This is a genomic window from Paraburkholderia phymatum, from assembly GCF_040965635.1.
Classification (GTDB): domain Bacteria; phylum Pseudomonadota; class Gammaproteobacteria; order Burkholderiales; family Burkholderiaceae; genus Paraburkholderia; species Paraburkholderia phymatum_B.
Genome location: NZ_JBFRCH010000069.1, coordinates 1 through 10,137, shown reverse-complemented (window position 1 = coordinate 10,137; position 10,137 = coordinate 1). Strand labels below are relative to the sequence as shown.

Here is a 10,137-nt window from a genome sequence, read left to right as displayed (position 1 = left end):
CCAGCGTCGTGGTCGTAGCAGGCGACCCGCCGGCCGGCCGTGGATAACCTGGCCGCACTCTCGAATGGGAGATAACTAACGGAAAAACGGATCGCGAAAGGGCTTGACTTCCATTGCCCCATAGAAGTCCTACTGTGCCAATCGGTGGATGACTAAATATCACCGTCGGAATGTTGTGACAATCAAGGTGCTCGTCGGCTTTGCCATTAAACAGTCGTTCCGACAAGCGGCGCCCAGCAGCCACGGCTACCGGTGTCAGTTCAGCCAATCCCGTGACATCCCCAACCGCATAGACGCAAGGCACACTGGTGTTCTGGTATTTGTCGACCACCACATAACCGCTTGCCATCGCGATGCCCACCGACTCCAAATTCAGATTAGCTGTGTCGGGCTCTCGGCCAATCGCCCAGACGATGCAGTCTGTCGTGTGTACCTCATTGTTTTCGAACCGTAGTGTCAAACTGTCGTCCGCATTCCGCACCACAGCCTTCGGGATCGCTTGAGCGTGCAGCGTGGGGCCTTCGACCGCCATCACTTCAGTCAGCGTCTCGCCAGGAAGTGGATCGAAGGACCGTAGTGGACCATTTTTTCGGACGAAAAGATGCGTTTGGGAGCCGAGTGCGTTCAACGTTCCCGCCAGTTCCACAGCGATATAGCCCCCGCCCACGACCGCAACCCGAGCCGGCATCTCCGGCAAAGCAAAGAAGCTGTCGGAATCGATTCCATACTCCGCTCCGGGAATTCTCGGGTGCACGGGACGGGAGCCGGTTGCGATTAGGATATGATCTGCCGTCACACGTTCGCCTGCGACTTCGATAGTGTGTGCATCAACGAACCTGGCCCATCCCGTGATCACATCTACCCTGTTCCTGTCCAGAACTGTCTGATACAAGGCGTGAATACGGTCGATATATGCGCTGCGATTCCTGACCGGCGTTGCCCACTCGAAATTGGTCCCCGTTGTCTCGAACCCATAGTCCGGCCCGTAGCGATGGATGGCGTCCGCGATCTGCGCCCCATGCCACATCACTTTCTTGGGCACGCAACCGACGTTGACGCAGGTTCCGCCGATTTGCCTTGCCTTAACCAGCGCACACGATTTTCCGTACATCGCGGCACGGTTTACCGAGGCGATGCCGCCGCTGCCACCTCCGATCGCGATGTAGTCGTAGTGTTTCATCAGGTGCACTCTTTAACATCCTTGTGCGAGCACGCGCCAAAACTGGTTTTCTGTGCTACGCGGAACCGATCGTAACGCGAACGAACCTCGGCTCAGCAAGTTGCGATCTCCTCGCATAGCGATGGGATCGGTAGCGTACTTAGGTAGGGAGGAACCTGAGGCGACGCGCGCATCGTCGTTTGCCCGTTACAAGATTGTTCGCCGGTTCTACAATTCCAACAAACGAGATAAAGTATTTGGAATTGAAACAAAAACTTTATTGCTCTCAGCGCGGCCGCGGATTCGCGCCGCTAGGATAATGATATCCTGGCGAACATTGTCCGGCGCCTCGGGTCCGCACTTGTACCTCAGGAGGGAGCGCTTTCAGAAGCCGCACCTCGTCGCTCACGGCGCAGACACGACGAGGTAGAGACGATGTTGTTTTTTGACGCGAAGGTACCGTCGAGCCTTACCTGGCGACTTCATCCCCAAACCGCGTGTCCCTGAGGATTCGGAGCATGACACCTCAGATGTCTTGATGCCCTTCGTCACGCCTCGACACGCTGATTTTAGGCACCTTCGAATCGACCTCCGTGATACATAGGATTTAACACCTTCGAGGCTGCGCAATGCATCGTCGAGGAAAAGGATGGCGTGAGGCTGCCGGTATAAGCGATCGCGCATGGCATGAAGCAAAAACGCCCGTCGGGTCGGCGGGCGTTGTCGCGATCGGCTCGGAGTTTCGTTATCAGTGTCCAAGCAATTTGAAGAGTGGCGTGCTGATCAGCATGAGCCCAGTGAATCCTACGAACCACACACTTGCAGAGCGGAATTTTCTGAGCACAGGAACACGCCAGACCAGGTAGCAAGGAATCAGGCAAGACACCGTGCCAAACGTCGGTGAGGTCCACTGTAGCAGCGCCATCGTAGAAATGTTGCTCCAGACCCACACGGTAAGAAGCAGCGTCGACGCAACGGCGATCCCCATAGGAAGGATGCGGTCGAGACGCGCGCTACGTGCCATAAAGCGATCGAGAACGTTGACGACGATCCCTTTCATTGCGTCATGAAATCCCAGATAGGCGCCAAAGAAAGCCGACAACATTGCAAGAATATTCAACGTCGTCGCGAGAATTTTGACCGTGTTGCCAGGGATCACGCGCGCAGATAGTGCTAGCGCGGAGATGTTCTGCGATACAGCGTAGCGTGCATCTTGCGAACTGACCGAGAACAAAAACGAAAAGGCGAAGAAAAGCACGCTCACGACGAGAATGACATACGCATACCTGCTTGCACGCAGAGCACGGTAAGTCGCCACCGCAGGATCCGACTCCGCCTTTCTGAACGCCACGTTCATCGGATTCAGAATCTGAATGTACACGATCGAGAACACCGCAAACGGGAGAGACACCAAGACATTTTCGATGAACGAAAAGACGTTTTCAGGCGCGACGAAGCTTACGTTTTTCAGGTTCCAGTATGGCATCATTGACAACCCGAGGAAAACCACGATCGCAAGCTTGGTCACGATCAGGGGACCGGAAACCCGGAACAGCACCTTCTCCCCGCACGACGCTATGGCGACCATCGCCCCGATCACACAGAGCGGAAACCAATGGGTAGCCGCCAATGACTCATGGGTCACGCCAAAGACTTGCAAATACGAAGCACCATCATGCGTGAGCGTCGTAGAGTACGCCAGCATCGCCTTAGTCAGCGTGATGAAGTACACAATGCTGAGCACCGCCGCCCAATTCTTCCCCAGATACTCCGTGATGATCCCGGTGTAGTCCTTGCACTGACCACTTGCGGAAAGAGATCGAATGTAAAGGTTCGAGAGGAACTGAACTGCCGGATACGCTATCGCCAATGCCGCCGCGGAAACCCAAAAACCTTTGACTCCCATTTGGAGCGGCATGAACACGATGCCGGATCCGATTGCCATTCCGATGCAAAGGACTACCCACCCTGCATCGTATGCCGTGAACGGAATCCGCTCGACGGAGCCACCTTCCAGTTCAATCGAACTACTACCGAGAATTCCCATCTTGCTCACCACCTCTCGAACTGAACAACGCTGGAATAAACGCTCTACTTCGCGCGCGCCGGATTAAACGATAAAATCAAATCTAGTTAATTTTTTCGAAATTAAAAACCGATATTCAAAATAAACCGCAATCCATCTGCGATTAGTCTAGATTTCTGGTCTCCGAGGTTCTATCGGTAGTCACCCTAAAAATTTATGACGTGCGGTACAGGCATTTGTGAAGAATGGTCAAAACACAGGAAGCCATCAAGAAACTGGATCGCGCGCAGCGTCACACGTGTGTGCGCATCGAATTCGAGGCATCGAAACAGCTAATTTTCCATTTATATCCAATGCACTGCAATTCATGCGATGAATCACTAGAGAACGACACGCGAATTCGCATTAAAAGCTTTCGTTTCAAACCGACAAAGTTAATCTAGATTGCCCACAGCGCCCCTTCAGTGTATTTAATTAGAGGGGCTGGCGTGGTTAAAAAATCTCTAAAATCGCCAAGCCTAGAAAATCGTCGACAGCTTTAGCTGCGACGTGAACTGGAAATCGAAGCAACGCACTCGGATCAATTCCGATGTCCGATGCCGAAAACAACGTCAATATCCGACGCTTCATTGCCCCGACAACGAGACGCCTGCGCGAATGCGACAAGCATCGCCAGGACGATTACGCCGCCCGCCGCGTTCGCGGCGGGCATACCGCGCACGGTCTACTCAAGCATCGACAGGTCGGTCTTGATGCGCGGGTTGCGGCGGGATGACGATGCATTGCAACGCCTGCCCGCTCAATTGTCTAGACACATTGTCCGCGACGAGTTCGGCAAGCCTCGTCATCACGAGCTCGCCGCCACCAGCGACATGCGGAGTGATGATGAGATTGGGTGCCCGCCACAATGCGCTCGCCTCAGGCAGAGGCTCAGGAAGCGTCACATCGAGGCCCGCTCCTCCGATATGACCAGAACGAAGCGCGTTGACCAGTGCATCTTGATCGATGACCTCCCCGCGCGCGACATTGACGAGGAGACATCCCCGCCTGCATTCCTGAAGTGTCCGCTCGTTGATCAGGTTCACGGTGTCGGGATGCGCCGGAACCGCGATGACGGCTACGTCGGCTAGCCGCAGGGCGGAATGCAATTCGGTGGACGCATACACGTGATCTGCCAGTTCCAACGGTTTCGGCGTAGGCGTCACGGCGACGATCTTCATACCGAACGCCCTCGCTCTCTGCGCGACGGCTTTTCCTATGGAGCCGAAGCCGACCACCACCATCGTACGGCCTTGCAGTGAACCCATGTATACCATCAACTGCCGGTCCCAAGATCGGCGCTCCTTCTGCCTGACCGCTTCCGGCAAGCGCTTTACGAGCGCAAGCAGAAGTGCCATCGCGTGTTCGGCTACCGAGACTGACCACGCGTCCCCTGCATTGGTCACCGTAACGCCGGGCGGAACGCCAAATCGCTGCAGATTCTCGTAACCCGCCGACAGCGTTTGAATCCATCGCAATTTATTCGCACCCGCCAACGCCGCAGCGACGGCGGTCGTATAAGCTGGGCCGACAAGCACGACGCCCTCCGCCTGTTCGACGACGGCCGCATGCTGCTCCACGTCGTCCGCGTAGCGCAAGATGGCACCCGGCACGGCTGCGATGGCGGGCCCTACCGCGTCCCGTCCGAACTTACCCAAGAAAACGATGTTCATTTCCGGCCCTTTTCCGCACGTTCATTTAGGCAGCTTCACGCTGGATTTGGTCATGCGCTGTTCCGCCTCACACCGCAGCGTCATGCCGAAGCCGGGCGCCGTCGGTACGATGAACTTGCCGTTCTCCGGCTGTAGGTCTTCTTCGAACAGTTCTCTATTCGCGCGCCGCAGCGTGTAGGCGTGATGCTCATGAATATTGAAGTTGGGAATCCCCGCCTCGAATTGCAGCGCGATGGCCGTGGCCAACGGCGAGCCGCAGACGTGCGCCTGGACTCCCACGTCGTAAGCGTGCGCCAGATGCGCCACCCGATACGCCTCGCTAATACCGCCCGCGAGGCAGACGTCGGGCTGGATCATGTCGATCGCGCCAGCCTCGAGGTAAGGCAGAAAACCCCACCGCGTATAGAGACGCTCGCCGATAGCAAGCGAAATAGGCGACTTCCGAGCCATCTTCAAGTGCGCATGATTGCTATTGTTGTGGGTCGGCTCCTCGATGAAAAGGATGTCTAGATCATGGACGAGTTCGGCGATCTGCAGCGCGCCTGCCGTGGAGGTCAAAGCGTTGAGCTCGAGGATGATGTCGGCATCCGTTCCCAGGCCCTCGCGGACCGCCTCCATCCGCTTGCGGAACAGCTTGCGTTGCGCCGGCGTAAGCACACTGCGCAGTCCAGCGGCGTACTTGCCCTGTTCGTCCATCATGATCGGGTTGACTTTCACGCAGTCGTACCCCAGCTCCCGCACGTGTGCCGCAGCCTCCCGGTACTGTGCCGGCTGCCCGATCCACTGCGCCTGCTCGCCCCAGCCGAGGTGAAGCTGGCTCGCATAGCAGCGCAGCGGCTCCGGTGTGGCGCGTCCGAGCAGTCGATGCACCGGCTGGCCCAACGCCCTGCCTTTGATGTCCCACAGCGCGCAATCGATAGCGCTCATAGCCGCGAAGACGATGGGCCCACCACCATCGGCCCACACGGAACGTCGAAGAAGGCTTTCCCATACGGTGTCGGTATTGAAAGGGTCCGCGCCCAGCACGAATCGCTCTCCGAGCGTCAAGATCATCGGCGCAACTGCGGGACTGCCGGCTCCATACGTCACGCCGGCCTCCCCGAGTCCGCTGATACCTTCGTCCGTATGCACACGGGCGAGGACGACCCGCCAGGATGCCATGCTGTCACGACCCGACAGGTCGGCCTCGAGTACCTCGATTTGCGTGATCTTCATGTTTTCCTCCTCCATTAGCACCGCCGCGATTGCGCAACACACAATGTGCTGGCCTACGGACATCGCAAATGCAATATGTCTTCCTCCCGGGCATCCGTCGATACACTCCCACCCGTGGAAAGTCGCCATCGTGAATACACCGCCTCGCGCTGACAAACGAGTTCTACTATGTCAGCAGGAAAGAAATTCTTTCGCTCGTTGCTCCCGACTTGCTCCTTGCGCCGCCAGGCTTAACGTCTCGATTGCCTCGGTAGAGCCAAGCGCATTCATGAACATTCGTCACCACTGCTTTTCCCAATTCGCGCTTCAAATGTAGGCAATAGCGCGAACACAATGTGCTAACGGGATTTGCGACGAAGAGACCGTGTGCAGCTTTCCTTTCCGTCGGGCTCGTGTTGATCGGTTTTGTTCAATGTGCGCTCGAACAGGATAGTTTTCCTAATTGGGCAGACTGGCTGCCCGATGCCGCGCCCAACGTGCGCATCGACCAAGTCACCTGTATCTACCGATTCCGGCACCAACATGGCGCCACACTTTTAACCACTCCTGGAGGAGATATCATCATGATGCAAGACTGGAACAACTACCGCGCTTCTTTGCAGGCACGCGTCGCCGACTATGCGGAACTTAGCCCGGAAGTGATGAAAGGTCTGGCTACGATGCAAAATTCCCCCGTGAAAAATGGCACGCTGGGCCCCAAAATTCACGAACTGATCTCACTCGCTGTGGCCGTGACCACGCGCTGCGACGGCTGCATTGCCTCGCATACCAAGAAGGCCGTCGAACATGGCGCGACGCGAGAGGAGATTGTCGAGGCACTGAGCGTTGCGATCGCGATGAACGCCGGGCCCGCGCTGGTCTACTCGGCACGCGTGCTCGAAGCACACTCGCAACTGCCCAATACCTAAGTCGCTTTCCGATGCGGCCGGTTATGTCGAGCAATTCGGCAAGCCGGCCGCTCATCTTTTTGCTAGACCGCAATCGGGAGATGTAGTCGTGGCATTGCAACGTTTCAGTCACTGCAGTCACTGGGGGGCCTATTCACTCCTAGTCGAGGACGGAAGTGTGGTTGGCGTCGAGCCATTCGCCGGCGATCCGGCGCCTTCGCCGATCATCCATTCCGTGAAATACTGGGCCGACTCCAGACACCGGATAGCGCAACCGATGGTGCGCGAGCGTTGGCTCAGGAACAAGGGACCCAACGAGCGCAGGCCAGACGATCGCTTTCTTCCAGTATCGTGGGACGAGGCGTTGCGTCTGGTGGCGGACGAGATCGATCGCGTCCGCCAAACGTTTGGCAATCGTTCGATCTTTGCCGGGTCATACGGCTGGACGAGCTGTGGACGTTTTCACCACGCGTCGTCGCAACTGAAACGGCTCCTCAATTTGATGGGCGGCTACACTGGGCACGTCGACACCTATAGCACCGCCGCAGGGCCAGTTATCTTGCGTCACACGCTCGGCGATGCCGAAGCATGCAATGGCGGAGCCACCACCCTAGACGCGGTCGCCGAGCATGCACAGACTGTCGTCGTTTTCGGCGGACTGTCGCCGCGTACGGCTCAAAGCGAGGCTGGCGGCATCGCCCGCCATCAGTTGGAAACCTATCTGCGTGCGATGGTCGCACGCGGCGTGCATTTCGTCCTGATCTCTCCTCTACGAGACGATCTTCCCGAATGGGTGCCCGCCGAGTGGTGGCCCATTCGACCGAATACTGACACGGCCGTCATGCTCGGCCTCGCCGGAGAGATTGTCGCCGCAGGGCGCCATGATCGCGATTTCCTCGCAACATACTGCAGCGGCGCGGATCGCTTCGTTGATTACTTGTCCGGAAAGAAAGACGGTACTCTGAAGAACGCGGCATGGGCGGCCTCAATCGCCGACCTCGATGCATCCCGTCTCAGGGAACTGGCCGCGCGCCTAGTCGAAACGCGCTCGATGCTGACGGTAGGCTGGAGCCTGCAACGCGCCGATCACGGCGAGCAGCCTTATTGGGCAGCGCTCGGTCTCGCCGCCGTAATTGGCCAGATCGGGTTGCCCGGCACGGGTGTCGGCTATGGATATGGATCACTCGGTGGTATGGGCCCACCTCTCGCGGCGTCAAATTCGCCGGCGTTTCCGCAAGGATCCAAGCCGAACCGCGATTTCATCCCTTGCGCGCGTATTGCCGATCTCCTGCTGAATCCCGGAGCGACTTTCACGTACGAGGGCGGGACCTACGTGTACCCTGACACTCGCCTGATTTACTGGGCAGGCGGTAACCCATTTCACCATCATCAAGATCTCAACCGGCTACGCCGCGCGTGGATGCAACCTGAGACAATCATCGTCCAAGATCCCATGTGGACGGCAACCGCACGTCGAGCCGATATTGTTCTTCCCGCCAGTACCTCGATCGAGCGCAACGATATTGCCGGCGCTCGGCGCTCAGGCCATCTGGTCGCCATGCAACAGGCAATCGCACCCGTGGGCCAGGCGCGCAGCGATTACGACATTATGCGAGGGCTCGCGGAGTTGCTCGGGGTCGAAGAGACGTTCAGCCAAGGCCGAGACGAAATGGCATGGATTCGGCATCTGTACGAGATCTCACGCAAGGACGCCCGCGAGCGTTTCGATCATTTGCTTCCAGAATTCGAGGAATTCTGGCAACAAGGTGTCGTCGAAGTTCCCACTCGGGCAAACTTCACCTATCTCGATGAATTCCGCAAGAATCCCGCAGTGCATCCGTTGTCGACCAGCACTGGCCGCATCTTGCTATGGAGCGACACGCTCGAGCAAAGTGGGCTCGAGGATTGCCTACCGCATCCGGCCTGGCTCGAGCCGGCCGAGTGGTTGGGATGCGCGACATCGACTGAGATGCACTTGATCTCACGACAGCCGGTCGGAAAGCTGCATAGCCAACTTGATGAAGCGCCTGCGAGCGAAGCCACCAAACGCAACGGACACGAACAGGTGTGGCTTCACCCCGACGACGCAAGCCGTTCCGGGATTGCCGATGGCGATACCGTCCGCTTGTGGAACGCGCGGGGCCAATGCCTCGCCAGCGCGAAAGTGGTCGATGATATCCGTCCACGTGTCGTCATGCTTCCGACTGGTGCATGGTATGACCCGCAGGACAATACCGACGATGCTCTGGATCGAGCCGGCAATCCGAACGTGCTCACGCTGGATAAAGGGAGTTCCGGCTTCGGACAAGGATGTGCGGCGCATACGTGCCTAGTTAATATCGAACCGTATCGTGGTCAATAACTAGTGACGCACATTCCGCCTGCTCAATTCGTTCCCCCCGGCAGGCCACGGTTATGCGTTTCGATGCCCACGGAGATCATCCTTCAATTCTGCTCAAGCAATCGATGCATCCGTGGGCAACAACACACGCCATTAATGTTGCGCGCAACGCCCGACTCCGTCTAGATCCCGGCCGAAACGCGAAGCAGTTGCGCGGCGCAGAGATTTCGAGATGTCGACGGTCGCGCGGGCAGATAAAACGATTCGTGGCAATGCGGATCGGAAATGCTTCACCGTTTTGCAGCTTGGACAGCCATATTCCTCACCGTTCCGACGCCCGAAGCGGCACCCTCTTGCGATCACGCACCTGGAACTTTGCCGCCGTATCCGCCAACAGTTCTGTCTGCTCCTGTAGCGAATGTGCGGCGGCCGCCGCTTGTTCTACCAAAGCCGCGTTCTGCTGCACCGCTCTATCCATCTCATTCACGGCTACATTGACTTGATCCAAGCCCCTGCTCTGCTCCTGCGACGCCTCGGAAATCTCGCCCATGATCGAATGGGCACGAGAAACGGATTCAATGAGCTCCGCCATAGTCTGGCCCGCCTCGTCGACCAGCTTCGCACCGACCTCGACACGCGCATTCGAATTGCCGATCAGGTCTTTAATTTCGCTTCTTTCGAATCTCGAGTGGGTGGTTGCCGGGTCAAGTGCGGGCGTCAGCCCGGCGAAGCGAACGCTTGACGCGCGTGGCGCAAGCAAGCTGGCAGAGGGCTGGTTGCGGCAGAATGCTGCAACC

The 10,137-nt window shown here is 57.7% G+C and carries 7 protein-coding genes; 2 read left to right on the top strand and 5 right to left on the bottom strand.

Features of this window, described 5'->3' with window-relative positions; translation table 11 throughout:
- From gorA to AB4Y32_RS39800, 4 genes are all read right to left on the bottom strand, one after another.
- On the bottom strand, nt 1-1,180 hold a 1,180-nt coding region (gene gorA, locus AB4Y32_RS39815; protein ID WP_368726485.1), incomplete at its 3' end, for a glutathione-disulfide reductase.
- A 727-nt stretch (nt 1,181-1,907) separates the two neighbouring features.
- Nucleotides 1,908-3,206, bottom strand: a complete 1,299-nt coding sequence (locus AB4Y32_RS39810; RefSeq protein ID WP_368726487.1) for a transporter — start codon at nt 3,204-3,206, stop codon at nt 1,908-1,910.
- A 707-nt stretch (nt 3,207-3,913) separates the two neighbouring features.
- Complete coding sequence (locus tag AB4Y32_RS39805; protein ID WP_368726484.1) at nt 3,914-4,897, bottom strand: D-2-hydroxyacid dehydrogenase; 984 nt, start codon at nt 4,895-4,897, stop codon at nt 3,914-3,916.
- A gap of 21 nt (nt 4,898-4,918) precedes the next feature.
- Nucleotides 4,919-6,112, bottom strand: coding sequence for a mandelate racemase/muconate lactonizing enzyme family protein (locus tag AB4Y32_RS39800; RefSeq protein ID WP_368726483.1), 1,194 nt, complete (start codon nt 6,110-6,112; stop codon nt 4,919-4,921).
- A gap of 563 nt (nt 6,113-6,675) precedes the next feature.
- Here AB4Y32_RS39800 and AB4Y32_RS39795 point away from each other — a divergent pair.
- Together AB4Y32_RS39795 and AB4Y32_RS39790 are read left to right on the top strand one after the other, a co-directional pair.
- A complete protein-coding gene (locus tag AB4Y32_RS39795) occupies nt 6,676-7,020 on the top strand; it encodes a carboxymuconolactone decarboxylase family protein (protein WP_368726486.1) in 345 nt (114 codons plus the stop codon).
- An 88-nt stretch (nt 7,021-7,108) separates the two neighbouring features.
- The gene (locus tag AB4Y32_RS39790) at nt 7,109-9,361 is read left to right on the top strand and encodes a molybdopterin-dependent oxidoreductase (RefSeq protein ID WP_368726482.1); all 2,253 of its coding nucleotides are present in this window, start codon (nt 7,109-7,111) and stop codon (nt 9,359-9,361) included.
- Nucleotides 9,362-9,662: 301 nt separating this feature from the next.
- Here the strand turns inward: AB4Y32_RS39790 and AB4Y32_RS39785 are convergent.
- The coding region (locus AB4Y32_RS39785; protein ID WP_368726481.1) for a methyl-accepting chemotaxis protein at nt 9,663-10,137 on the bottom strand (475 nt) is incomplete at its 5' end.

Excerpts from the sequence above, each read along its gene's own strand:
- AB4Y32_RS39800 (WP_368726483.1), bottom strand. The coding sequence starts at position 6,112 with ATGAAGATCACGCAAATCGAGGTACTCGAGGCCGACCTGTCGGGTCGT.
- AB4Y32_RS39805 (WP_368726484.1), bottom strand. The coding sequence starts at position 4,897 with ATGAACATCGTTTTCTTGGGTAAGTTCGGACGGGACGCGGTAGGGCCC.
- AB4Y32_RS39810 (WP_368726487.1), bottom strand. The coding sequence starts at position 3,206 with ATGGGAATTCTCGGTAGTAGTTCGATTGAACTGGAAGGTGGCTCCGTC.
- AB4Y32_RS39795 (WP_368726486.1), top strand. The coding sequence starts at position 6,676 with ATGATGCAAGACTGGAACAACTACCGCGCTTCTTTGCAGGCACGCGTC.